This is a genomic window from Psychrobacter sp. P2G3, assembly GCF_001593285.1.
GTDB lineage: Bacteria > Pseudomonadota > Gammaproteobacteria > Pseudomonadales > Moraxellaceae > Psychrobacter.
Genome location: NZ_CP012529.1, coordinates 1,287,894 through 1,312,733 on the forward strand (window position 1 = coordinate 1,287,894; position 24,840 = coordinate 1,312,733).

Genomic DNA, 24,840 nt, shown 5'->3' on the forward strand with positions numbered 1-24,840 from the left:
AACCCACGATGTTTTTTTATGATAGCAAGCGGCTTATTATTTGTCAAAAGTGAGATTGAGCTATGCAAAAGAAACAGCACAACTAAAACTGATAAACTAACGGCTTTATGAGGAGCCTATCATGACCAAGAAGATAATAACCTATAGCGCAGAATTTAAAGCAGACGTCCAGTTATGGATGGCATAAACCACTTTTTGGATGCTTGCTGCGTTGCCAGATACACTACCTTGAAAGCTGTTTGATCAAACGTAATGGTCTCAAAAATACTCACTGTTAGCGCCATGGGCAAACATCAACACACCCTAATTTATTAAAACCTCATATTACTTCAATTTAGCGACGGCAGTTGTCGCATGCACTAATTAAGCTCTTTCTTTTCTTCTATTTTTACATTATAGTTACCCAATCAAGAAGTTATTAAGTTTGAAAGAAATAAGGCAACATGGAGTTAACCCTCGAGGCGCAATGCTTCACCCTATAACTCTGCTAGTGCTGTTAAATACCAAAAACTTTAACTTGTGCTAATCATTATTCTTGTTATCAATAAACCCAAACGAATACTAAATTATAGCCATAATGAAAATGATGGTGAAACCCTTCTTTTTGTCAAAATAATAAGACTAGTCAATCATTAAAAAATAATATTTCACTTAAATATATTGTTTTATAACGTGGTTCAAAAAGCTGCGAGCAAATTCGGCTGACTCAAATTTGTCTTGAGAATAAAACAAAAATTAAAAATACTACTATCAAAAAAACTAAAAAATAAGGAAGGTTTTATGACAAACATAACCAACGCTTTTGAGCAAAAACGTATCAATAATATAAACTGGTCAGATGTATCAGAAGTCTCTAAATCCATTCAAAATAGCGTACAAACTAAGCAAAATATCCCACTGTTTTATCTGCATAACGAATCTATCAATGACTATGAAGATGATATTTATTTTGTGAACAACAGCGATGAGACATTGAGCTTTGTTGCTCCCTATGAGCTGATGAACAGAGATTCAGATTGCTCTGAGGTAGTGATTGCTGTCGAACCAAGTGAGCGTGATAAAGCCTTTACCTATACTGATGTATTGCCTAAGCAAGGTGTGAAAATAGATCGTCAACATATCATTTATGATAGTGATTATCTTAATCAAATCATTGTCTATACCATAAGTCGTGCTAGCAAAGAGATGTGGGGTGTATGGCGTTTGAATGTTTGCGAGAAAGGCTTGTTTTCGTCGTCTTATCCCTTGCTTTGGGAAGGTGGGGCTAAACCTTCATACGTTGTAAGTGCCGATAAACGAAATGATCCCAAAGATCGTCCTATTTTACCGCCAGTACTACCCATACGTCAGCAGCTATACCAGCAATGGGTTGAACATTATGACGACGCGCGTGCAAGCTTTATGATGGCTATTACAGATGTGATCTATCGTTATGATTTTGGCATGGTGGGCTGTTATTACAATCATACATGGGATGAGTACAGCAGTGAGGCGGAGCAGATTGCCAATCGCCTCATAAAAGGTGATGCCGATAACGTAGGTGATGTTTTGGCGCTGATGACAGCGGTCTATGACTCATCGTTTGGTGCAGGGTATACCGCGGTTCCTAAAGAGGTCGCCGAGATCATCTATGATCTATGGCTGAGGCATAGAAATACCGTTAATAAGTAAAATAAATAATGATAAAGGAGAAAGCCATGATGTTTCCCACTGAAAATAATGACACATTTTTACTATTCTTTCACGGTCTTGATTCGAGCTGTGAGACCAGTAAGTATACTTGTATTAAACGTGAGCCTAAAACCTGCCAAACCGTCAATTATCGAGAGAACTTTAACGAGGTTTTCGATACTTACGACACATTAATACAAGAAAAAATAAAACAGTATTCGCGAGTGGTCTTGGCAGGGCACTCATTGGGTGCATGGTTTGCCAATCACTTCGCCCATAAATACAATCTGCGTGCGCTATTGATCGCGCCTTGTATCTATCCCAGTGAATTCTTAGCCGATCGCATACCTGAATTAGCTGATATGAAACTGTCGTTCCCGACTTATAACCCTAAGATGGTCAAAGTGATGGTTGAGATTGATGATGAGTGCTTGGATGTGGCTGTTGCCAGACGAACACTGGTCAACTTACCTAAAAGTTGGGAGATAGATTACTTTGAGCGTGGTCATCATCGTATTGCTCGTAGCAGTGATATTTGGTATCACCTAGTCCATCTGTGTGAAGATCCCATTATTTGGATGGATGAGGCGACGTATCATGGGGAAGATTAATCGCTATTACTGATATCATTTCTGACATACTGTTATTATTAAGATCTATCGTGGGTTTAACAGTTTTGTAGGCGCTATCTATCATAATTCTTGAATAGTAGTACCACAAACCTTGCAACTTCCAGCACGATATAAAACCACTCTGGTAAAGCGCATAAACCTGGACTCCGACAAGGTTGTTCGTGCTTAATTTAATGAGCCTATCTTGGCTTACTTTCATAACTTGTTGTCGGAGTCCAGGAGTCAACTATGTCTGATATTAAAGCCCAGTATTCTGAGCAGTCAAAATATACCCATCGTTACACACCGCGTCATCCGTTAGCAGAATATGCTGTCAGTCAAATAGGTAAGCTGGAGCTAAGAGCGCAAGATATTGTCCAAACCATGGGTTATTCTTCAACACATGCTATTGCTGCCTGTGATCGATTGCGTCATGTGTTGTCGAGTGAGATATTAGGGCTGAATGATACGGCTGTCGATACGCACTTCACTGCTCATGAATTCTTAAGAGATCTATTGTTCGTACTTGATATAGCATACAAGCCGTATGCAGATGATATTGCTAAAATCGAGTATGACTTGGCGCATTATCCTTACCCTTTACCTCGATACAGCTTGCGAGCCGATATTAATTTTGTATGGAGTGGGGGCGCAAATTGGATGTCACGTGGCGTAGCTAGTAGTAAGGCCAATGCCTATTTACCTGAGAATATTGCCAAAATGAATGATTCAGAGCGTGAGGCGATAGTGCAACAGTGTATCGAGGAGCATTATCAAAAGTATCATGGTCATCTACCCTATAAGGGCGTGATTAAAAGCTATCAACTTATTATTAAACAGCGTGATGAGATTATTGGTAGAGTAGAGTATGGGTTGCCTGTTAAATTATAACTATATGTGGGCAATGCTTCTTAAGGGGTTTTACATAAGTGAAAAGCCAGGCAACCCAAGCTGCCTAGCTTTAGAATTTTGAACGACTTATCTATGATTATGTTCCCGCCATACAGCATGTTCACATACCTCACAGCACCAACTGTCTTTTGAGCGCATATAAGGAATGTCTGCTGGTATCTGTAAAGGGCACACATAACCACAGTACTCGCATCGCACATCATCTAAATAAGCAAAACACTCACCGATTGTCTCAAACAGTAATTGAGGGCTTATCTTATACTTCTCACAGACGGTTTCTACATGAGCAATATAATAACTTTCGTTATCATATGCCCAGTAATCCTCGCATATTTTGATATCGTATGCGTTCTGCATCATATTAGGCTGAAGTTTTACGCTCATCATATTCTCCTTAGTAGCCGCCATAACCAGAGTGCGGTAGTAGCTCATAAAGCTCGCTCTGAAGCTGATGACACATATCATCAACCAGATAACCAAGACTCGCATCCAAGCGCTTCTGTACCCACACACGCATTGCCATATCATTACCAAAGCAGCGCTTCACTCTCAAGAAGCGTGCTAGGTTATGACCAGATGAAATATACAGCTCGCGCATCAATGAATTAGCGATAAGGTTGGCATCCTCACTAATCGCACCGTCAGGTTTAAACTCACCAAACAGCTCCTCATAATTGATAATTTTCATTATGACGTCTCCTTGTCAGTTTGTGCACTTGTAATGACTTCTTTAGTCTCAGAGCTATTTGATGCGCTGGTTAGCTTCTCCTTGCTCGCCAGTAGCAAGTTATCCATTGCTGAACCATCTTGACGGGTAATATCAGGCACATAGCGGCTATATACTCGAAACAGCATTTCTGTACTGCTGTGACCCATCTGGCGAGCAATCCACTCAGGGTTTTCACCAGCAGCGAGCCAAAGGGTCGCTGCCGTGTGCCGAGTCTGATAAGCACGCCTGTGCTTAAGTCCGAGTAGGGCAAGGGTGGGTTTCCATACCCGTCTATTCACATTACGATACTCCATTGGATTGCTTTGTGAATTGCAAAACACAAACTCTGACTTTCCATAGGTGTGTGCCTTCTGCTCTAATAAGGCGTTATGGACTAACTGTGACATCGCAATGTCACGTTGTGAGCCTAACGTCTTCGTTGGACCCATCTCACCGTTCACTAACGCAGCACGGATACTGATTTCACGCCGATCAAAGTTAATGCAGTCCCACTTAAGCCCATCGATCTCACTGGTACGCATCCCTGTAAAGAAGCGAATGGTGTAGTAGGGCTTATAATCCGCACGGACATGTTTTAAAATCAGCCATACCTCAGAAAGTGTAAAAGGGTTTACATCCGGACGAGCCTGCTTGAGATTCTTAATATTTTTATAAGGCATCTCAAACTCATGGCGATCTGATGCTTCTTCTAGTATCATACGAAGAAGTATCATGATCTGATTGATTCGTGCTACTGACAGACTTGACTGACCATCTTTACCGTAACGAACTTTGGCGAGAGAGCTACGGAAGGTCAGCAAGTCTGGTTTTTTTATGGCATGTACTGCTTTACCACCAAACTCAGGTAACAAGTACTTATCCAAGATAATCTGCGTCTTTTGCCGATAGCTCGGCCGCCATTCAATCTTCTTCTCTTCATACCAAATCTCTGAAAACTGCCTAAAAGTTGGATTGCGACTGATACAAGCTTCGGCTCTATCAGCCAGTGCCACCATCTCCTGTGCTCGTTCACTTTTGGGAAAGTAAGCAGCATAGTCAAAGATACCTAGGGTAATTTCTGCTTCCATTTTTTTCATGACTTGCGCTAATTTTTTACGATTAGCTGGGTTGTCTTCTAAACTGGTCTTTTCTCGACAGCGCTTACCTAAGTAGCGGAAGTCAACGACCAGCTTGCCAAACCGTCCTCGCATAGTAGCCATAGTAAATCTCCTTATTTTTTATTGAAGTGCCATACCGTTGATAGCGCTCATAACCGGCTTGCACATATCTTCTTCGATACGTTCCCATACATACAGAATCTTACGACCACCAAACGGGCGTATGTAGTGAATGTTTTCAATCAAAACGGTGTCTTTCATTTGATTGCGGATAGTACGTGCGTCGTACTTGATGCGTTCAGCTAGCTCATCAGTTGTTAAATAAGTATTGCTCATGGTATTTACCTCTTTTCAGTTATTAAGTCATTGCATTAAGTGATAGAATAAAAATTATTTCATCAGTCTGTAAAAATGTACCTTTGAAGTATCAGCTATAATTTACCCGCTTAAAGGTAATTAGTAACCGATTTGTGTACTATATTATCCTTTTACCTCAATGTAAAGCATTTTTACCCGAAAAGAGGTATTAATTATGATTGTGTCTAAACTTCCTGTGATTCTGGCAGAGAAAAAGTTGCGTGTAGCAGATGTCGTAAGAGCAACAGGCATGAGTAAATCAACACTTCATAAGCTATACAATGAAGAGTCATCAAGAATTGACTTCAATACTATCGACCAGTTATGTGAGTTTTTAGATGTGCAGGTGGGTGACTTATTTATTTATAAGCCAAATACTAAAAATGCTAGTGACGAGTCTTGAAGACCTACAAAAATGGAAGTAGATGCATAGAGAAGTAGAGATACAGCCTTATATACAAGACGCTTCAAAGTATAGAATTAAGGTTGGGGTTATTTTTAAAACTTACTTTTTCATGATTTGGTCACGTTTTGGTCACGCTATGAGCTCAATATACAAAAGCAGTAAAAAAGGAAAAGCGATGTTAAGAAAATATTTCTTAGCATCGCTTTTGATAAAGATAAGAATAATAAGTTGGGGTCAATTACGGAATTAGTGTTTATAGCGTGGGCACGAAATGGTCACGTTTTGGTCACGGTGCTGTTTTTTGGGCTTTCAATATATTAGCTAAACTTAGTAATTACACTTAATAGCTAATACTAAAAATCGCTGTAACCCTCGAAAATTGGACAAAAAAAAGCCTCACTGTTAAGTGAGGCTTTTTAAGTATTTGGAGCGGGAAAAGAGATTCGAACTCTCGACCCCAACCTTGGCAAGGTTATGCTCTACCACTGAGCTATTCCCGCTGAATCATCGTTTAAGTAACATCAGATGATGAAGGCGTATTATACGCAGTTTTTTTGGTCTGTCAATAACCATCATCAAAAAAATCAAAATTTAGCAAAATAGGCATGTCATCATGCTATGAATGTATGATATAACAGATTTTTATAATATGTATTCCAAAAGCTTTATGTTTTATAAATAAGCTAGATATACAACTTTATAATTATCTCCAACCATTTGAATAACCATTATGACTTACACAGATAATTCTTAAGGATAAGAGCTATGAGCCAACAATACACCATCGCTGACTATTTGTTTGATCGCATTGCTGAAGCAGGGGCGACCGAGATATTTGGCGTACCAGGTGATTTTAATTTAACCTTTTTAGACAATATTATCGATTCTGATAAATTGCGTTGGGTAGGCAATACTAACGAGCTCAATGCAGGCTACGCAGCCGACGGTTATGCACGTGAGCGTGGGTTTGCAGCGATGGTGACGACTTTTGGTGTAGGGGAGCTGTCGGCAATCAATGCCACCGCAGGCTCCTATGCTGAGTATGCGCCTGTATTGCATGTCGTCGGCGCGCCTAGTACCGCTCTGCAAGATTCCAAACGCCGCATCCACCATACGCTTGGTGATGGCGTGTTTAACCACTTTATTAAGATGGTAGAGCCAGTAACGGTAGCACGTGCGCAGCTTACCGCTGAAAATGCTGCTTCCGAGATTGATAGAGTCATTCGTGTGACCCTCAAAAAACATCGCCCAGGCTACTTGTTGCTATCGCCAGATGTCGCACGTCAGCCCATTTATCCACCTTCTACTAAGCTTGTCGATAGTGCAGAGAATATAACCAGCCAAGCAGCATTGGTCGATTTTAAGAAAGCGCTGATAGAGTTTTTACCGAATAAGACTACCACTTTAATGGCAGATTTGATGGTGCATCGCTTGGGACTACAAGACCAGCTCAAAGCATTAATTGCTGATACTGAAATTCCTTATACGACTTTATCATGGGGTAAAACCCTTCTAGATGAACAAAGCGAGCGCTGGGCAGGCACTTATGCAGGTGTGGCATCACGTCCAGTAGTGAAAGATGCGGTGGAAAACTGCGAATGCCTCATTAAGATTGGGGTGCAGTATACCGATACGACGACTGCAGGTTTCAGTCAAGATATTGATGAAAAGGTCGTTGTTGACTTGCATTATGAGCGTGCGACTATTAGCGGTAAGAACTTTGCTCCTATCGCATTAGAAGATGCCTTACAAGCGTTGCATGAAGTAATGACTTCGGGTATCAATATTGTACCCAAGCCTTTTTGTAAAGAGATCAAGCCGCATGAGCAACATGGTACTGATGAAGAAGCTATCCGTCAAGATGACTTGTGGCATGTCATCGCAGATCATTTAGACCATAATAATCTGGTGTTTGCTGACCAAGGAACCGCTTACTTTGGTATCAGTGATGTGCGTCTGCCAGAGGGCGTGACCTGCTACGGTCAGCCAATGTGGGGTTCAATCGGCTATACCTTGCCAGCAAGTTTAGGTGCTGCCATTGCATCGCCTGATAAGCGTAGTGTCTTACTCATTGGTGATGGCTCAGCATTATTGACCATTCAAGAAATAGCAGTGATGATCCAAGAGCGTATCAATCCAGTTATTGTGTTGGTTAACAATGACGGCTATACCGTTGAGCGCGCAATTCATGGTGAAAATCAACGCTACAATGATATTCCTAAGTGCAACTGGCACTTAATGCCGCAGGCTTTTGGTGCTGATGAGCATAATAGCTTGGTACTAAAAGCTGAAACGATGGGAGAATTAAAATCTGCCCTCAAGACAGCCGCAGCAACGACAGATAAAATGGTGTTTTTAGAGGTGATGACTGACAAGCATGATATTCCGCCTTTGTTAGCAGATATCAGCGCGGCGCTTAAGCCAAAGGCAGATTAAGTTTAGAGTAATTAAATAGGAAATTATAAAATCCCAAGCTACAGAAAAGCCCTATTCAACCTATTAATGTTGAATAGGGCTTTTTTATAGTTAACCAGTCTCTATATGTCATAAAAATTATTTAAAAATGAACTTTTACTAGCGCGCTTGGAACGCTTTGGTCGACACCATCAACACCAAATTTGTTTTTCCAATAGCTGTATTCCATACCGACTTCGATACGATTATCAATACCAAGCACTTTTTGCAAGTTGTACTTAATCTGCGGGTTAATATGCAACTGATTTGCCTTATCATCGTTATTAAAAGAATAATCAACATAGCCGTCAACGACGAAGTTATTTTTCTCCCAACCATAAGCCAAAGTAATTTGTTGATCATCAGCGTTACTGAAAGTGTCATCGTTAAAAGCATGATATAAAGTAGCTGAAGCATACTTCATACCATCAATAGGTATATTTAAATCAGCACCAATACCTACTAAGAAGTTATCTTGCTCAAAACCGCTACTATTCGAGCCGAACTCATAAGTACCAGCTAAGTTTACCTGCTTAATAAAGCCATTATTGTAGTCTGAAATCTTGAACTTTGGAGACAGCTCGCCATAAATATCTTTGGCTCGGCTACCTTCAGCATTACTGACGCCTTGCAAACGATCAACGAAGAAGAATATGCCACCCCAACTATGAGCGGACGCATGCTCTAAGGTAACTGTCGTCAGCTCTCCATCTTCTGCTAGTTCATAATCAGTACCGTAAAGTACAGAAACGCTCGTATCAGTAAAAAAAGTCTTAGCTTGAGCAGAGGTTAGACTGCCTAAAGCACCGATAGTAGCTGCTGCTATAAACAATGGTTTTAGATAGTAGAGCCTGTTTTTAGCTGAATGGATATGAGTTGTTGCTATTAAGTTTAAACGCACAGTATTACTCCCTTAAGTACAGTCGTTAATTTCCCTTAAAAGCGCAATTATAGGACCATGCAAAGTCCGGTTTTAACATCCTGTCCAAACGCGCTGTTATCTCTAAGGAAAGACAATTTTTAACATAGTTGACCATTTGGTCAGGATTTATATTACTATAAAGAAATTAAAATAAGTAGTATTAATTACTCAGGAATTAACGAGAGAGTTTTAAAGATGCTAAGTATTTATGAATGCCATCTTACTGTGGGAATGGTGGCTGACTCTTTTTTATTGCAGGGCTTATATATCTGACCATGATTTGTGGTATAACAATAATTTGTAATGTTCGAAACGTGAAGAACTCTGTGTCTGTTCTAAGTTATTTTGAAAACTGACTACTAAAAGTTGGATATAAAAAAAGGCTTACAATTTAATGTAAGCCTTTTATGCCTTAAAGAGTGCAGTTTTACTATCGACTATATTTCATTTACATACACATAGTAGTTAGGCATATTCTAAAATCAACTGGTTATATACCAATAATAAGCTTCAATAATTCTTAGTCAGCTTTCATTCAGATATTGCAGTTAAATCTCTCGTCTAAATATAGCAGTTAAATACAGTATCTAGATATAGTAGGCTTGGATTTTTGCTGCACAATCACGTAGTATTGGTAAAAACTGTTCGATTAATACGTCATGAGAGATACGAAGTGCATTGGTACTAATATTAATAGCGCCAATAAGTTCATTATTTGCTTTATAGACTGGCAGTGCTAGCGATAGAAGGCCTGTATCCAACTCTTGATTTACAACGACGTACTGCTGATCTTTAGCTTCTTTGAGCGCCTGACTAAGCTGATTACGATCAGTAATACTGTATGGCGTATGAGCGCATAGTTCAACGTTATTAATATAATCTTTAAGCTGTTCATCAGGAAGGCTGGCAAGAATCGCACGACCCATAGAGGTATAAGCTGCAGGTAGTCTCGTGCCAATCGCTAAGGTAATAGACATCAAGCGATGTTCAGCCGCAGAGCGGGCGATATATACCACTTCATCATCATCTAATACTGCAAACGAGCAAGATTCACCTGTTTTTTCAGTGACGCGTTCTAAATAAAACTGAATAATATCGTGATGGTGGACGCCACTTAAATAACTGGCGCCAAGGCTTAGCGTTTTCGGGGTCAAACTAAACTGACGCTTACTTTTATGAACGTAACCGAGGGCATGCAAGGTTAATAAATAACGTCTAGCCTTTGCTCTATCTATCTTGGCGCGCTCGGCTACTTCGCTCAACGTCATACTAGAGTGGTTTTCATCAAAAGTCAGTAATACGCTCATCCCTGCCGCAAGCGATGCAACAAAATCTGGACTATCTACAGGTATTTTCTCATCTTGTTCTTTATACATGCTATTCAATGATTACCAAAATTAGAGATTCTAAATGAAAATTACTCAATTAATCAATCAGCCATTTATGCATTCTGATATTGCAAAGCGCTTTTCTGATCGTTTGTTTGTGCAGGCCATGTTGGATTTTGAACTGGCCATCATAGAGGTCAGAGAATATCATAGCCTCATTCCAGCAGGCATTCTACAGCAAACTAAAGAAGCGTTAGCGATAGATTTGTTTGATATTGATGATATTGAGGCACAAACCTACCTTGGTGGCAACGCGGCTATTCCTTTTATCGCCCAAGCCAAAGCCTTATTACCTCAAGAAATAAAACCGTATTTCCATCAGACTGTGACTAGTCAAGATGTTATTGATACAGCGATGATGATGATGCTTAAGCCAGCTCTAAAACGTATCAATGACGATTTGCTGGATGTGCTACAAGCTTGCGCTATATTAATTGAGAGTCATCGTACAACACCGATGGCAGGTAGAACATTGTTGCAACAAGCTTTACCGATTACTTTTGGAGTAAAGGCCTCGCAATGGGCAGCATCGCTAATCGCTGTTATGCAAAATTTAACGCAATTAGAGCATTCTGGCTTTTATTTACAATGGGGTGGCCCTGTTGGGGTTAGTAATGAAGAGAATGAACATCATGAGTTGCCTCAACAAGTGGCGACATTACTCGGACTATCGTTGCCATTGCTGCCTTGGCATACGAATAGACAACCTATTCATGCGCTCGCTTCTGGATTAGACGCTTGTGCTGGCGCTATGGAAAATATCGTTGAAGATATAGCCTTGATGTGTCAGTCTGAATTAGGTGAGTTGGCTGAACCTGCTATTGAAGGGATGGGCGGCTCATCATCGATGCCGCATAAACGTAACCCTGTGTTGTGTGCTTTAATTAAGACCGCTACGTTAAGAATGCACGGGCATCTAAGTGTGATTAGCAACACAACCGCTCAGCCTTTTGAGCGTGCGTTGGGCCAGTGGCATGCGAGCTGGATGCCTTTAATGGAAGGCGTCGCTTTGGTCGCTGGTGCCGCAGATTATCTAAAGACTTTATTACAAGGGTTGCAAGTGTATCCCGAGCGCATGGCGGCCAATCTTGATTTAAATAGTGATGCGTATCTCGTTGAACCTTTAAAACGTCATTTTCTAGACCGTCAAGAGCGAATCTATCCTTTAATAGAACAAGCTAGCCAGCAAGCACATAGAGAGCATAAAGGCTTTGTGCAAACTTTCTTTGAGATAACAACAGAGTTATTGGTAGATGATAGCGATAATGACTCAAATGAGCTTGCAATACTTCTATCTCCTTTGACTTATTGCGGTGCAGCAGATAGACAATGTCAGCTCACACTACGAGCAATCGAAACAATAATTTCAAATTCATTAAGCATAAACAGATAACCAGATTGACAGAAGCCTAGAAAAGGGTTACGTTAATTCACTATACGAACAAGAATTCTTATATAGAACAAATTATAAATATTTTATTAGGATTATTTTTGACCATCAAAAAAAGGAATTTATGATGAAGAAAACCCTCCCTACTAGTATGGCGTTGGCAGCCTTAATTGGTTTTACTGGCTGCTCACAATCAAACGATACCGCTAATGATGCGGCTAACGGCGATGCTGCAAGTTCTAAAGAGACGACGACATTACGTTTCGCGCATTTTTGGCCAGCGACTTCAGCGACGCATACCGATGTTTTTGAACCTTGGGCAAAAAAGGTTGAAGAAGAGTCAAATGGACGATTGAAAGTTGAAATCTTTCCTTCTGCAACACTCAGTAAAGCCGACGCTGCCTATGATGCAGCTGCTAAAGGCACTGTTGATATCGGTTCTCAACTTCAGGGTTATACCAATGGCCGCTTTCCATTAACTCAAATCACAGAGCTTCCCGGTCTCTCCAATTCAGCCACTCAAATGAACTGCATGCTACAGACATTGTATGATGATGGGGTGATTTCGAGCGAATATGAAGATACGCATTTGCTATTTATGATGGGTACCGGTCCTGGAGGCATTCATACTATTGATAAGCCTATTCGTAAACCAGAGGATTTGAAAGGTTTACGTATTCGTCGTCCTTCTGCCATCGCTGGTGACATTATCGAAGCGGCAGGGGGAACGCCTGTCGGCCTACCGGCTCCTGATCTTTATACTTCGCTTCAACGCGGCGTACTGGACGGCTTAAGTCTGCCATGGGATGCGACTGGCTCATTTAAACTTATCGAGCTTGTAAATACTCATACCAATATGCCTTTTTATAGTTCCGCTATTATGGTTACTATGAATAAAGACAAATACGAAAGCCTGCCTGATGATCTCAAAAAAGTCATTGATGACAACTCTGGTAAGGAAATGGCTGCTATTGCCGGTGAAGTGTTTGACGGTGAAGACGCCAAATTTATGGCTGAGGCAAAAGCCAAAGGCGACATTATGATAGACATTCCTGATCCATTAAATGATCCTGCATGGAAAGCACCGTTAGAAGCAGGGACGCAAAAGTACTTAAAAGACACTGAAGCGCTGGGATTGGATGCTCAAACAGTCTATCAAAAAGCAAAAGAAGCCAGTGCTGCTTGTCAGTCTTAATTTGTACGGTAACATTACTTCGTACAGATGATGTTTTGTGTGATTTATAAATATTCTAATAGTGCCTTATTGATTTTATGTTTAGTAAATTTAATTATTTAAATTTTTGAACTATGTTGATTGTATAGTTAATGGTAATAATTTCTAATTTATCTACAAGGAAGAGATAAAGATGTTTATTAAAATTAAAATGGGCGCTATACCTTTATCTATAGTAATGGCATTGAGTATATCAGGTTGCTCTAATCAATCCGAGCAGGGTGGCGATACTAATTCAGCCGCAAAAGATGTAACAACGCAGGAAGTTACGACACTAAGGTTCTCACACTTTTGGCCATCTACAGCAGCTTTGCATACTGATGTGTTTGAGCCTTGGGCTAGAAAAATTGAAGCAGACTCAGAGGGTAGGCTGAAGGTTGAGATTTATCCTTCAGCCACTCTAAGTAAACCTGATATCACTTATGATTCGACTGCTAAGGGTACTGTTGATATAGGGGCGCAAGTTCAGGGCTATATCAGTGGCCGTTTTCCATTGACTGAGATTACCCAGCTACCCGGTCTTTCAAGCTCAGGTGCTCAATTAAGCTGTATGCTACAAACCTTGTATAACGATGATGTGATAGCAAGTGAGTATGAGGATACCCATCCGCTATTTATGATGGCTTCAGGACCTGGCGTTTTTCATACTATCGATAAGCCTATTAGCAAGCCAGAAGATCTCAAAGGCATGCGTATTCGCCGCCCGTTAGAGATAGCGGCTAATATTATCGAAGCGGCAGGAGGTACCCCTGTTGGTATGCCAGCATCTGATCAATATACTTCCTTGCAACGCGGTGTAATAGATGGAGTGAGCACGCCTTGGGATGCGGCAGGCGCCTTTAAGTTAGCGGAATTGACTAATACGCATACGACCATGCCTTTATACAGCTCAGCATTATTAGTGACCATGAATAAAGATAAGTATGAGAGCTTGCCTGATGATCTCAAAAAAGTCATCGATGACAACTCAGGTATGGATATGGCAAAGATTGCTGGCGGTTTATTCGATAGTGAAGATGTTAGAGTTAAAGCTGAGTCCAAAGCTCGCGGCGATACGATGATAGAGATTCCTGACCCATTAAATGACCCTGCTTGGAGCGGTATACTTAAGACAGAAATTGAAAAATATCTTAATGATGTGGAAGCGCTTGGATTAGATGCACAAGGCGTTTATAAAAAAGCCCAAGAAGCTGGCGTTGCTTGTAAGGTTTAATTTTTATTAGCGAAAAAATTAGTACCCATATTGAAGTATTGTTTTTTCAGTTTTCAGTTTTCAGTTTTCAGTTTTCAGTTTTCAGTTTTCAGTTTTCAGTTTTCAGTTTTCAGTTTCCGTTGATATAGTAAAACTCAATCTTAATAATTTTTAAGGGATTAAAAATGGTTAATAGCGTTCACCCTACAGGACTTTTTGATAATAGTGCAAAAGATTATCAGCATATTACTGCCCATCCTTTAGCATCAGCTATGGGAGCAGAAATCAGAGGCGTAGATTTAAGCAATGTCAGTGATGATGTCATGGCTGAAATCGAAGATGCTCTCTATCGACATAAAATGATTTTTTTTAGAGATCAGGAAATATCTTTTACTGATCACGAAAACTTAATCCTTCAACTTGGTGAGTTCGGAACGGATGCTTATACGACTGGTGTCCCTAATCATCCCAATATTCAACCACTCATCAAAGAAGCGAGTGTCGCCACCAAAAGCGTGTTTGGCAGTGGCTGGCACGTGGATTCAGCTTTTTTAGAATGCCCACCTTCTATTGCTATTAATTATGGTGTAGATATACCGCCATATGGTGGCGATACGATGTTCGCCAATGCTGTATTGGCTTATAACTCTTTAAGCCCAGCGATGCAGGAGATGATAGCGCCGCTAAAAGTATGGATGAGTGGTAAAAACGTCCTTGCCAATATGCAAGCAGAAAAGCAATCTCAAGAATCAGGAAAAGTAGGGGCTATCGGCAATATCGAGCTTGATTTGAATACCCAGCAGATGCTAGAAGGCTTTTATCATCCAATGGTCAGAACCCATCCCGTGTCAGGTGAGAAGTCACTGTATGTCGACAAGATTTATGCTTGCGGAATAGAAGGCATGACGGACGATGAGGCGCGACCTTTGCTTGATTTTTTATCGAGCTTTGCCACTCAAGAGTCTTTTACTTGCCGATTAAGATGGGAAAACAACACGGTTATTATGTGGGATAACAGGATTTGCTTGCATCAAGCGTTTAACGACTATGATGGTTATAGACGTGAGATGTATCGTGCGATTGTCATGGGCGAGAGACCAGTATAATAGAATTATAGTAATAGGATTGTATTATGGAAGATATTTTTGCATCTACAGTAACCCCGCCAGGCTATAGTGACGTTGAGTGGCAAGCTCGAGTCGACTTGGCGCTGTGTTATAGAATGGTTGATTACTACGGCTGGACGACTCAAGTCTATAATCATATCTCCTATAGGATACCCGGCACCGAGCATTTACTCATCAATGCTTTTGGACTCTTATATAGTGAAATAAAACCTTCAAATTTAGTAAAAATAGACTTTGATGGTAATAAGGTCGACGACTCGCCTTATCCTATCAATCAAGCCGGTAATGTCATTCATACCGCTCTTCATAAGGGCAGACCGGATGTACATTGTGTGATGCATACGCATAATGCCAACGTCCAAGCGGTCAGTGCTTTAAAGTGCGGATTTATACCTTTATACCAAGAAGCTTTCATGTTCTACGATCGAATTGGATATCACAGTTTTGAAGGCATCGTATTAGATGAAAGTGAGCAGCAACGACTCATAGATTCACTCGGACCGACCAATCATACTTTGATGTTGAATAATCATGGGGTTATCACCATTGGCCCTGATGTTGCTTGGACATTTATGCGAATGTATCAAATTATCCAAGGATGTGACGTACAGCTCAAGGCTATGGCATCAGGAGGAGAGTTGATTGCAGTGAGTGATGATGCGATGAGAAAAACAAGAGAGCAATTTGAAGGTGGTGACGCTCAAGCTGGTGCCGAAGTAAGATTGCCTGAATGGCCAGCTTACTATCGCTTGATGAATAGATTGGATCCAAACTGGGATAAGTAATAGCTCTTTGAAAGTTACACGCGCAGGAGAACAAAAATGGCATTTTTAGCAACCGACGTACACCTTATTGCTTATCAAGATAGTGGTGAGTCTTATTTACCAGTATTATTCATGGCGCATCCATTAGGGATGAGTCGTGACGTTTGGGATAAGGTATGTGACCAATTACATGGGCACTACCGTTGTATCCGCTGGGACTTACCGGGGCACGGTAGTAGCGGAGCAGCAGCAGAGGGTGTCTCAGCAGAAATGCTGGCTCATGATGTACTCGCCTTAGCCGATACTCTAGAGATTGAAAGTTTTAATTTTATCGGTACGTCAATTGGCGGTGTCATCGGTCAAAGCTTATGTCAGATAGTGCCTGAGCGTTTAGAGCAAGTTTGGCTTACCAATACCGGTGCTGTCATCGGTACCAAAGCAGCATGGGCAGAACGCGCTGAAAATGTACGTCATTTAGGCTTGGCTGAGATGGCTGAAGGCATTGTGTCACGTTGGTTCTCGCCAAATTTTGTTAAACAGAACCCTGAGACATTACAAGGCTGGCAAGTACAATTGTCACGCAGCGACGATGAGAGCTATGCCAAGCTTTGTGAAGCATTAGCACAAGTTGATAACCGCGACAAACTAACAAGCTATGCTAGAAGCGTTGCCTTACTTACTGGTTCGGATGATGTGTCTACTCCTCCTGCTACTTTAGAAGCATTGCAGTCGGCTTTTTCTGATGCACACTTGACCGTATTTGCAGGAGTAGGTCATGTCCCATCGATTGAAACACCGAATCAGTTGGTGGACTATATTCAAACGAATGCTGCTCGTGCGACTGTCGGTCAAACAGGTATCAGCTATGAGCAAGGGCTTGTACAGCGTAAGCGGATTCTTGGTGACGCGCATGTCGAAAGAGCGTCTAAAAACGCGACGACGTTAGACAGTCCGTTCCAGCAGTTTATTACTCGTAATGCTTGGGGCGAGCTATGGGGAGATCCCAGTTTGACCTTCCAGCAGCGCAGTATGATTACGACCGCTATATTGGCAGCACTTGGGCGTGATGGTGAGTTAGGATTGCATTTGCGCACTGCGCAGCGTTTGGGCATCAACGAAGCTCAGCTGCGTCAAGTACTGATGCATGTGTCTATCTATGCTGGTGTACCAGCGGCCAATCATGCGTTTTCTTTAGCCAAGGAAAATGGCTGGGGTAATGCAATACCTTAATATTAAAGCGGCTTAAAAAGACAGTGTCTTAAAATCAAAGTGTTAAATGCTTTAAGCCTTTTATAAAAATGGAGATACTCCTAATGAATCAGAACACCAGCAAAATGAGTCAAAATTATCCTTATTTTGTCGCTCGTGATCGTGCGTGGCAACCTGCCCAATATACACCGGGTTATAAAACCTCAGCTTCTCGTTCACCGCGTCAAGCATTAGTCAGTATTCAAAATGCTAGCCCTTCAGAGCGCAGTGGCCCTGTCTTTAATAATTTAGACATGGGTCAACATGATAATGATTTATTGATGAACTTCCGCACTGAAGGCTCGCAGGCAGGTTTACCTATTGGTGAGCGCATTGTGGTGCATGGCCGTGTGATTGATCAGTTTGGCAAACCAGTCCCCAATACACTAGTTGAGATGTGGCAAGCCAATGCTGGGGGCCGTTATCGTCATAAAAAAGATAGCTATCTTGCGCCTCTTGATCCAAACTTCGGTGGGGTCGGTCGCTGTATGACGGATGCTGATGGTCGTTATCGTTTTCGCACCGTGCGCCCAGGTCCTTATCCTTGGCCAAATGGTATTAATACGTGGCGTCCTGCGCATATTCACGTCTCAGTCATGGGCCCCTCGATCTCAACACGTTTAATCACCCAGATGTACTTTGAAGGTGATCCATTGGTTCCATTGTGTCCAATCGTACAAGTATTAAAAGATCCAGAAGCGGTAGAAACGATGATTGCGCGCTTGGACATGGCTATGAGCAAACCGATGGACTATTTAGCGTATCGTTTTGATGTGGTCGTTCGCGGCGCATTACAAACCTATTTTGAGGAGTAAAACATGTATAGCCAATACAAATTACAAGACGAGACGGGTCTATTACGCGAAACAGCTTCACAAACGGCAGGGCCTTTCGTCCACATAGGTTTAGCGTTAGAGATCGCAGGCTTTGAATCACGCTCAGATGAAATATGGCAGGATTTGGCTAAAGAAAATGCCGAAGGTGAGCATATTGAACTGGTTGGCTCTGTATATGACGGCAATGGCGATTTAGTACATGACGCCTTAATTGAGGTTTGGCAAGCCGATAGTCTCGGTAACTATATTGCTGATTTTGATAATAAAAAACCCTTTAGCGGTTTTGGTCGTAGTGCCTGCGCAATGGATGGTGACTTTTATTTTAAGACGATTAAACCTGGGCAAGTAGATTTTGATGGTAAATCAATGGCGCCTCATATCAATATTGCCATCTTTGCACGTGGTATCAATCTTCATTTGCAAACTAGAGCGTACTTTGATGATGAGCAGGACGCCAATGAAAATTGCCCAGTCTTAAATAAAGTTCCGTCACCCGTGCGCCGTAAAACATTGATAGCAGTCAAAGAAGCAGGTGCTGGAAAACCGCGATATCGGTTTGATATACGCTTACAAGGTGACGATGAAACGGTCTTTTTTGACTTTTAATTTGACTCTTAACATTGGGGTGGCATAGAACTCTAAACGGACTTTATTAAATATAGAGAGGGATTTCATGACTAAGACTCAGGCAACTTCAAATGCACAAGTAACGACCAAAACCCAAGTTGCCATCATTGGTGCAGGTCCATCTGGCTTATTACTCGGACAGTTATTAACCAAAGCTGGTATCGACAATATTATTTTAGAACGCCAGACAGGTGAGTATGTGTTAGGCCGGATTCGTGCTGGTGTATTAGAGCAAGGCACGGCAGACTTAATCCGTGAAGCGGGTGCTGGCACGCGTATGGATGAAGAGGGCTTAATTCATACTCACACAGACTTTAGTTTTCAAGGTGAGCATTATCAGTTAGACCTCGAAAAATACAGCGGTGGCAAACATGTGATTGTGTATGGTCAAACAGAAGTCACTCGCGATTTAATGGCTGAACGTGAAAAAGCGGGCGCTATTACAGTGTATCAAGCGGATAACGTTAAGCTACATGATATTGAATCAGACAGCCCTTATGTGACTTATCAGCATAAAGATGAAATATTTCGTATAGATTGTGATTATATTGCTGGGTGTGATGGCTTTCATGGCGTTTCGCGCAAATCTATTCCTGCTAATAAATTAGAGGAATACGAAAAAACCTATCCATTTGGTTGGTTGGGTTTGATGAGTGATACGCCGCCAGTCAATGACGAATTGGTTTATTGCGCCCATGAGCGCGGCTTTGCACTGTGTTCAATGCGTTCCCCAACCAGAAGTCGTTATTATATCCAAGTACCTGATACGGATAAAATCGAGAACTGGAATGAAGAAAAATTCTGGGAGGAGTTAAAGCGCCGTATACCACCAGAAATGGCTGAGCGCTTAGTTACTGGCCCAGCATTAGAGATGAGTATCGCTCCATTGCGCTCTTACGTATGTGAAACCATGCAATATGGCAAAGTGTTTCTGTTGGGAGATGCCGCGCACATCGTACCTCCGACCGGTGCGAAAGGCTTGAACCTTGCTGCCAGTGATGTAGAAACCGCGTTCCGTCTGTTTGTAAAAATCTACGAAGAGGGGCGTACTGATCTAATTCCACGCTATCAAGAGATATGCTTGGCACGGGTCTGGAAAGCAGTGCGTTTCTCATGGTGGATGACTATGTTATTGCATCGCTTTCAAAGTGCAGGCCGTTTTGATTTCCGTGTACAGCAGGCTGAGTTTGACTACTTTATTAACTCAGAAGCTGGCAAGACGACCATTGCGGAGAATTATGTGGGCTTGCCATGTGAGGCATTGGAATAGTAGATAAATACTGAATTATAATTAAAACGAAAAGGCCTTTAATGCTATGTTTATTATAGTATTAAAGGCCTTTTTGTTATTTAAAAACCCATATGTTTTCTCAAGATCTTATAACACATAACTGCTACGATTGAGTACAGCGGTTGTGCTACGGTTAAACGTAATCATTCAATATATTCAAATAAAGTAATGGTGTTCTTTTCACTCTAATGGACTAGATAATAATATGAATATTAATTTCCCTGACCTCGAAAAGCTGATAAAGATAGTTGAACGCTCTAACATAAATTCCTTAGAAATAACGGATGGTGACGCGCGTATCTCTATAATATGCCGATCTGATGGCAACGAGGGTATCAGCGATAACAACAATAACAACAAGCGCGATCTTGCTAGCACCTCCGGCTCAAAACAGCGAGCGAATATAAGCGCTGAGAGCAATAAAAACGCTGTTGATGATAGCGATGCAGTTCTCAATAAAAAAGAGGCAAATGAAGACGCCCAAAATCGAGTAACAGCACCTATGCTAGGGACTTTCTATCGACGCTCAGAGCCTACTGCTGATGAGTTTGTTAAAGTAGGGGATAAGGTAGACAGAGGACAGACGCTATGTATTATTGAGGCTATGAAAATGATGCACGAGGTCAAAGCTGAGTTTCCATGCACTATCAAAGAGGCATTAGTAGATGAAGGTGAGGTCGTAGAATATGGACAACCCTTGTTTGTCATTGAACCTGCCAGCTAAGATTAGCTTAGATTGCTCACTTATTGTAATTTTAAGAAGACCAGCTTAGGAAAACCGACATGTTCTCAAAAATCTTAATTGCTAACCGTGGCGAGATTGCCCTACGCATTGTTCGAGCTTGTAAACAGTTGGGTATACAATCAGTCATAGCCCATTCGGAGTCGGATAGAGACTCGCTACCCGTACGTTTAGCTGATGAGAGAATATGTATTGGCCCTGCTAATGCGACACACAGCTATCTTAACCAAAGAGCGATTGTTTCCGCGGCAAAAATGACCAACGCCGACGCCATCCATCCAGGCTATGGGTTTTTATCCGAAAATGCAGAATTTGCGGATTTAATTGAAAAGTCTGGTCTCGTTTTTATCGGGCCGACCGCAGATAATATCAGACAAATGGGAGACAAGGTCGCTGCCAAAAAACAGATGATTGCCGCGAGTGTGCCTTGTGTACCTGGTTCCGAAGGTGCTTTGCCCGCAGATAGCGATCAGATAATCAAGACTGCAAGTGATGTCGGCTATCCCGTCATTATTAAAGCGGCGAGCGGCGGCGGTGGCCGCGGTATGCGAGTCGTGGAAAAAGAGGCCGATTTATTATCCGCTATTTCTATGACGCAGACAGAAGCTAAAGCCAATTTTGGTAGTGCTATCGTTTATCTTGAGAAATACTTACAAGCCCCGCGCCATATCGAAATCCAAGTACTGTCTGATACCCACGGCAATGCTATTTATCTAGGTGAGCGCGATTGCTCTATGCAGCGCCGCCACCAAAAAGTAATAGAGGAAGCGCCAGCACCAGGTATTACGGATGAACAAAGACAGCGGATAGGTCAAGCTTGCGCGACTGCCTGCCAGCAAATGAAATATAGAGGGGCGGGCACGTTTGAGTTTTTATATGAAAACGGTGAGTTCTTTTTTATCGAGATGAATACTCGCATTCAGGTTGAGCATCCTATTACCGAGATGGTCACTGGGGTCGATATCGTTCAAGAACAAATACGAGTAGCCGCAGGGCTCAAGCTTGCGCATAAACAAAGTGATATTGTTATCACTGGACACGCTTTTGAGTGCCGTATTAATGCTGAAAATCCGGATACCTTTTTGCCTAACGCTGGCCGTATAGACTACTGTCATATGCCGGCAGGGCTTGGCATTCGAGTGGATAGCCATATCGAATCAAACTATACCGTTCCACCCTCTTATGACAGTTTAATAGCGAAAATATGCGTGCATGACCATTCAAGGGAAGCGGCGATTAAGAAGATGCAAGCGGCATTATCAGAAGCGCAAATTACAGGCATTGATACCAATATCAGCCTTCACGAGCGACTGTTTAAAGATGAAGCATTTTGTCAGGGTCAAGTGAGTATTCATTATCTAACCGAATGGATAAAAGAGAATATCTAAGTTAAGTTTTAATATTTAAAAATAGATCTGAAGCCGACATGAAAGACAAAGATAACGGAGCGTGTGGTAATGGAATTACAATGGCAGCTATGCAGTGAGACCAATCTAACTTTGTTTTTCCCTAAACCTATAACGTTAGAGAAGCAGCAACAGTGCTGGGCGCTCGCCGACAGCATACAGCAAATGCCAGAAGTCTTAGAAGTCGTCATCGGCATGAACACGCTAAGTGTCTTTACCGTCTCCTTAACATGGATCGAGCTTGAAGCGTTTAAAGATAGACTATCAGCTCTGCTTGATGACATTCCTTCAAAAACCATAAACGGTAAACATATTGAAATTCCAGTACATTATGGCGGCAAATATGGCCCTGATTTAAAAACACTGGCCACTGAACTGGGTCTCTCCGTTGAAGCGGTTGTCAAATTACATACCGAGGCGACTTATACCGTTTATTTTATTGGTTTTCAGCCCGGATTTCCTTATCTTGGCGGCTTATCTGAAGCCTTATATTTTCCAAGACATGCGACCCCCAGAACGAAAGTGCCTGCAGGCTCAGTCGGCATTGGTGGTGAACAAACCGGTGTCTATCCCTTTGAATCCCCAGGTGGTTGGCAGCTGTTAGGCCAAACTGATATACCTTTATTTGATTTAACAAAAGCGTCTCCTACTTTGCTTAACGCAGGCGATACCCTGAAATTCACAGCTATCGATATTTATAAATAAAACATCTTTAAATCAGATATCTGCTAATACCAATAAATAGGTGCTATCAATGAAGATTTTAACCACTAGTGCGCTTGCTAGCATCCAAGACTCGGGACGATTCGGCTACCGAAGCATGGGCGTGGATAGAAGCGGGGTAATGGACAGCTGGGCTTTGCAAGCGGGAAATGCGTTGTTAAAGAATGATCTTAACGAGCCTGCTATCGAAATAGCTGTCGGTAGTCTTACGGTGCAGTTTGAAGAGGACGTGTGTTTTTGTTTAACGGGTGCGCTCTACGAGGCATATATAGATGATAAGCGCATTCCTTGCTATTGGCGTATTAATGCGCAGGCGGGACAAACGCTTAAACTGCTGCGTCCATTACAAGGTATGTATACCTATCTGTGTGTACATGGTGGCTTTGATATCGAGCCTGTCCTGCAATCGTCGAGCACCAACCTAAAAGCCGGTTTTGGCGGTTTTAAAGGTAGATATCTTAAAACAGATGATGTTCTGAAAGTTAGAATAGCTTCAAGCTTACCCGTTATAGGGGTGGCTCGCCTTGAGCCAACCAATATGATTAGAGTGATAAAAAACAGTGAGTACGAGTATTTTACCTCTGCCTCAAAAGCAGCGTTTGAATCACAGCAATGGCAACTACAAAGCAGTAGCAACCGTATGGGTTATCGCTTGGATGGTACCGCACTTGAGTTTAATGAAGCTACGCAAATGAGCTCGCACGGTGTCGATATCGGCATGATTCAAGTACCGCCGCAAGGGCAGCCGATTGTTCTGATGGCTGATGCCCAAACGACAGGTGGCTATCCTAAGATTGCGACAGTGATTAACGCTGACATAGGGTTAATGGCGCAAATTCGGTTTGGTAAAACTTGTCAATTTATCGTCGTAGAGGTAGAGCAAGCATTGCGTGAGCAGCAAAAAAGACAACACTATATCGAGCAAATTAAGGAGTACGCCCATGAAAGTTGATTTAAATGCCGACGTTGCCGAAGGCTGCGGACAAGACGATAAGCTGATGACCATAGTAAGCTCGGCTAACGTGTGCTGTGGATTACATGCCGGTTCTTATGCCGAGATGCTAATCACCTTACAGTTGGCAAAAGAAAATAACGTCAGGGTAGGGGCCCATCCCAGTCTAGACGATAGAGAGAACTTTGGTCGTACCGATCAAGTTTTAGACGAAGAAGGCTATCGTGCCTTAATGCGGTATCAGTTGGGAGCAACCAAAGCGCTTTGTGACTTGGTTGGTGTGCCGTTAGAGTATGTAAAACCGCATGGCGCTTTATATAACCAAGCCGCTGCCAATGAATCATTAGCAGATATTCTGGTCAGTGAAATTAAGAATTTTGATTCGAATCTAAAAGTGATGGGTTTGTCGGGTGGCTATCTGGTCAAGTCAGCAAAAAATCATGGTCTAGAGGCGATATCTGAAGTATTCGCTGATAGAAACTATGAGAAAGATGGTTCTCTGGTCTCGCGTAGCAAAGACAATGCCCTAATAACGGACACGGATGAAGCGACCAATCATGTCATGCAAATGATTACTGAAGGCTCTGTTACCAGCGTATGCGGTGAAAAAGTGCCGGTAGATGCCCAAAGCGTCTGCTTACATGGCGACGGTGAACATGCCATTCTTTTTGCTCAAGAAATAAAAAAGCAGTTAGAGCTGAAAGGTATTGAGATATCAGCTTAATATTAGATTAATAATAGTTTGAACGACCTACTCTGT

The 24,840-nt window shown here is 41.9% G+C and carries 25 protein-coding genes and 1 tRNA gene; 19 read left to right on the forward strand and 7 right to left on the reverse strand.

Annotated features, from left to right (window positions below):
* Positions 1-780 precede the first annotated feature (780 nt).
* The 3 genes from AK823_RS05390 to AK823_RS05400 all read left to right on the forward strand — a co-directional run bounded on the left by AK823_RS05390 (position 781) and on the right by AK823_RS05400 (position 3,173).
* On the forward strand, positions 781-1,671 hold the full coding sequence (locus AK823_RS05390; protein WP_068327036.1) for a hypothetical protein: 891 nt from the start codon (positions 781-783) through the stop codon (positions 1,669-1,671).
* A gap of 26 nt (positions 1,672-1,697) precedes the next feature.
* Complete coding sequence (locus tag AK823_RS05395) at positions 1,698-2,282, forward strand: alpha/beta hydrolase (protein ID WP_068327039.1); 585 nt, start codon at positions 1,698-1,700, stop codon at positions 2,280-2,282.
* A gap of 249 nt (positions 2,283-2,531) precedes the next feature.
* Positions 2,532-3,173, forward strand: a complete 642-nt coding sequence (locus tag AK823_RS05400) for a hypothetical protein (RefSeq protein ID WP_068327042.1) — start codon at positions 2,532-2,534, stop codon at positions 3,171-3,173.
* Positions 3,174-3,260: 87 nt separating this feature from the next.
* Here AK823_RS05400 and AK823_RS05405 read toward each other — a convergent pair whose 3' ends face one another.
* The 4 genes from AK823_RS05405 to AK823_RS05420 are packed head-to-tail and all read right to left on the reverse strand — an operon-like array spanning position 3,261 to position 5,357.
* Complete coding sequence (locus tag AK823_RS05405) at positions 3,261-3,578, reverse strand: hypothetical protein (protein ID WP_068327045.1); 318 nt, start codon at positions 3,576-3,578, stop codon at positions 3,261-3,263.
* 10 nt (positions 3,579-3,588) lie between these two features.
* Positions 3,589-3,882 (reverse strand): hypothetical protein, encoded by a 294-nt coding sequence (locus tag AK823_RS05410; protein ID WP_068327048.1) that lies wholly within the window; start codon positions 3,880-3,882, stop codon positions 3,589-3,591.
* Positions 3,882-5,123: a site-specific integrase gene (locus AK823_RS05415; protein WP_068327051.1), complete on the reverse strand. Its 1,242-nt coding sequence runs from the start codon at positions 5,121-5,123 to the stop codon at positions 3,882-3,884. The genes AK823_RS05410 and AK823_RS05415 overlap by 1 nt, the downstream gene beginning before the upstream one ends.
* Before the next feature lie 18 nt (positions 5,124-5,141).
* Entirely contained in the window at positions 5,142-5,357 is a 216-nt protein-coding gene (locus AK823_RS05420; RefSeq protein WP_011513303.1) for a hypothetical protein, read from the reverse strand.
* Between the two features lie 196 nt (positions 5,358-5,553).
* On the opposite strand from AK823_RS05420, the gene AK823_RS05425 reads away from it, so the two are divergent.
* Positions 5,554-5,781 (forward strand): helix-turn-helix transcriptional regulator, encoded by a 228-nt coding sequence (locus AK823_RS05425; protein ID WP_068327055.1) that lies wholly within the window; start codon positions 5,554-5,556, stop codon positions 5,779-5,781.
* A gap of 428 nt (positions 5,782-6,209) precedes the next feature.
* Here AK823_RS05425 and AK823_RS05435 read toward each other — a convergent pair.
* Positions 6,210-6,284: transfer RNA gene (locus tag AK823_RS05435), tRNA-Gly, on the reverse strand.
* A 265-nt stretch (positions 6,285-6,549) separates the two neighbouring features.
* On the opposite strand from AK823_RS05435, the gene AK823_RS05440 reads away from it, so the two are divergent.
* The gene (locus AK823_RS05440; RefSeq protein WP_068035234.1) at positions 6,550-8,220 is read left to right on the forward strand and encodes a thiamine pyrophosphate-binding protein; all 1,671 of its coding nucleotides are present in this window, start codon (positions 6,550-6,552) and stop codon (positions 8,218-8,220) included.
* A gap of 121 nt (positions 8,221-8,341) precedes the next feature.
* Here the strand turns inward: AK823_RS05440 and AK823_RS05445 are convergent, their stop codons facing one another.
* Both AK823_RS05445 and AK823_RS05450 read right to left on the reverse strand, forming a co-directional pair.
* Positions 8,342-9,139, reverse strand: a complete 798-nt coding sequence (locus AK823_RS05445; protein WP_228138920.1) for a DUF5020 family protein — start codon at positions 9,137-9,139, stop codon at positions 8,342-8,344.
* A 608-nt stretch (positions 9,140-9,747) separates the two neighbouring features.
* A complete protein-coding gene (locus tag AK823_RS05450) occupies positions 9,748-10,536 on the reverse strand; it encodes an IclR family transcriptional regulator C-terminal domain-containing protein (RefSeq protein WP_068035238.1) in 789 nt (262 codons plus the stop codon).
* A 34-nt stretch (positions 10,537-10,570) separates the two neighbouring features.
* Between AK823_RS05450 and AK823_RS05455 the strand changes: the two genes are divergently transcribed.
* From AK823_RS05455 to pxpA, 14 genes are all read left to right on the forward strand, one after another.
* A complete protein-coding gene (locus AK823_RS05455) occupies positions 10,571-11,941 on the forward strand; it encodes a lyase family protein (RefSeq protein WP_068327061.1) in 1,371 nt (456 codons plus the stop codon).
* Between the two features lie 124 nt (positions 11,942-12,065).
* Positions 12,066-13,133 (forward strand): TRAP transporter substrate-binding protein, encoded by a 1,068-nt coding sequence (locus AK823_RS05460; RefSeq protein WP_068327063.1) that lies wholly within the window; start codon positions 12,066-12,068, stop codon positions 13,131-13,133.
* Between the two features lie 172 nt (positions 13,134-13,305).
* A complete protein-coding gene (locus tag AK823_RS05465) occupies positions 13,306-14,385 on the forward strand; it encodes a TRAP transporter substrate-binding protein (protein ID WP_068327066.1) in 1,080 nt (359 codons plus the stop codon).
* A 164-nt stretch (positions 14,386-14,549) separates the two neighbouring features.
* A complete protein-coding gene (locus tag AK823_RS05470) occupies positions 14,550-15,470 on the forward strand; it encodes a TauD/TfdA family dioxygenase (protein ID WP_068327068.1) in 921 nt (306 codons plus the stop codon).
* A 26-nt stretch (positions 15,471-15,496) separates the two neighbouring features.
* Positions 15,497-16,276 carry a class II aldolase/adducin family protein gene (locus tag AK823_RS05475; protein ID WP_068327070.1) on the forward strand — a complete coding sequence of 260 codons (780 nt, stop codon included), beginning with the start codon at positions 15,497-15,499 and terminating at the stop codon, positions 16,274-16,276.
* A 36-nt stretch (positions 16,277-16,312) separates the two neighbouring features.
* Positions 16,313-17,485 carry an alpha/beta fold hydrolase gene (locus AK823_RS05480; protein WP_068327074.1) on the forward strand — a complete coding sequence of 391 codons (1,173 nt, stop codon included), beginning with the start codon at positions 16,313-16,315 and terminating at the stop codon, positions 17,483-17,485.
* Positions 17,486-17,589: 104 nt separating this feature from the next.
* The gene (pcaH, locus tag AK823_RS05485) at positions 17,590-18,318 is read left to right on the forward strand and encodes a protocatechuate 3,4-dioxygenase subunit beta (protein ID WP_068330165.1); all 729 of its coding nucleotides are present in this window, start codon (positions 17,590-17,592) and stop codon (positions 18,316-18,318) included.
* A 3-nt stretch (positions 18,319-18,321) separates the two neighbouring features.
* Positions 18,322-18,945, forward strand: a complete 624-nt coding sequence (gene pcaG / locus AK823_RS05490) for a protocatechuate 3,4-dioxygenase subunit alpha (protein WP_068327077.1) — start codon at positions 18,322-18,324, stop codon at positions 18,943-18,945.
* Positions 18,946-19,012: 67 nt separating this feature from the next.
* Positions 19,013-20,236, forward strand: a complete 1,224-nt coding sequence (gene pobA, locus AK823_RS05495; RefSeq protein WP_068035254.1) for a 4-hydroxybenzoate 3-monooxygenase — start codon at positions 19,013-19,015, stop codon at positions 20,234-20,236.
* A gap of 226 nt (positions 20,237-20,462) precedes the next feature.
* A complete protein-coding gene (gene accB, locus AK823_RS05500; protein ID WP_068327079.1) occupies positions 20,463-20,981 on the forward strand; it encodes an acetyl-CoA carboxylase biotin carboxyl carrier protein in 519 nt (172 codons plus the stop codon).
* A 59-nt stretch (positions 20,982-21,040) separates the two neighbouring features.
* Positions 21,041-22,387 (forward strand): acetyl-CoA carboxylase biotin carboxylase subunit, encoded by a 1,347-nt coding sequence (gene accC / locus AK823_RS05505; protein WP_068327082.1) that lies wholly within the window; start codon positions 21,041-21,043, stop codon positions 22,385-22,387.
* Between the two features lie 69 nt (positions 22,388-22,456).
* On the forward strand, positions 22,457-23,110 hold the full coding sequence (gene pxpB / locus AK823_RS05510) for a 5-oxoprolinase subunit PxpB (RefSeq protein WP_068327085.1): 654 nt from the start codon (positions 22,457-22,459) through the stop codon (positions 23,108-23,110).
* Between the two features lie 49 nt (positions 23,111-23,159).
* Positions 23,160-24,080, forward strand: coding sequence for a biotin-dependent carboxyltransferase family protein (locus AK823_RS05515; RefSeq protein ID WP_068327088.1), 921 nt, complete (start codon positions 23,160-23,162; stop codon positions 24,078-24,080).
* A complete protein-coding gene (gene pxpA / locus AK823_RS05520; RefSeq protein ID WP_068327091.1) occupies positions 24,070-24,804 on the forward strand; it encodes a 5-oxoprolinase subunit PxpA in 735 nt (244 codons plus the stop codon). The genes AK823_RS05515 and pxpA overlap by 11 nt, the downstream gene beginning before the upstream one ends.
* The last annotated feature ends 36 nt before the right edge of the window (positions 24,805-24,840 follow it).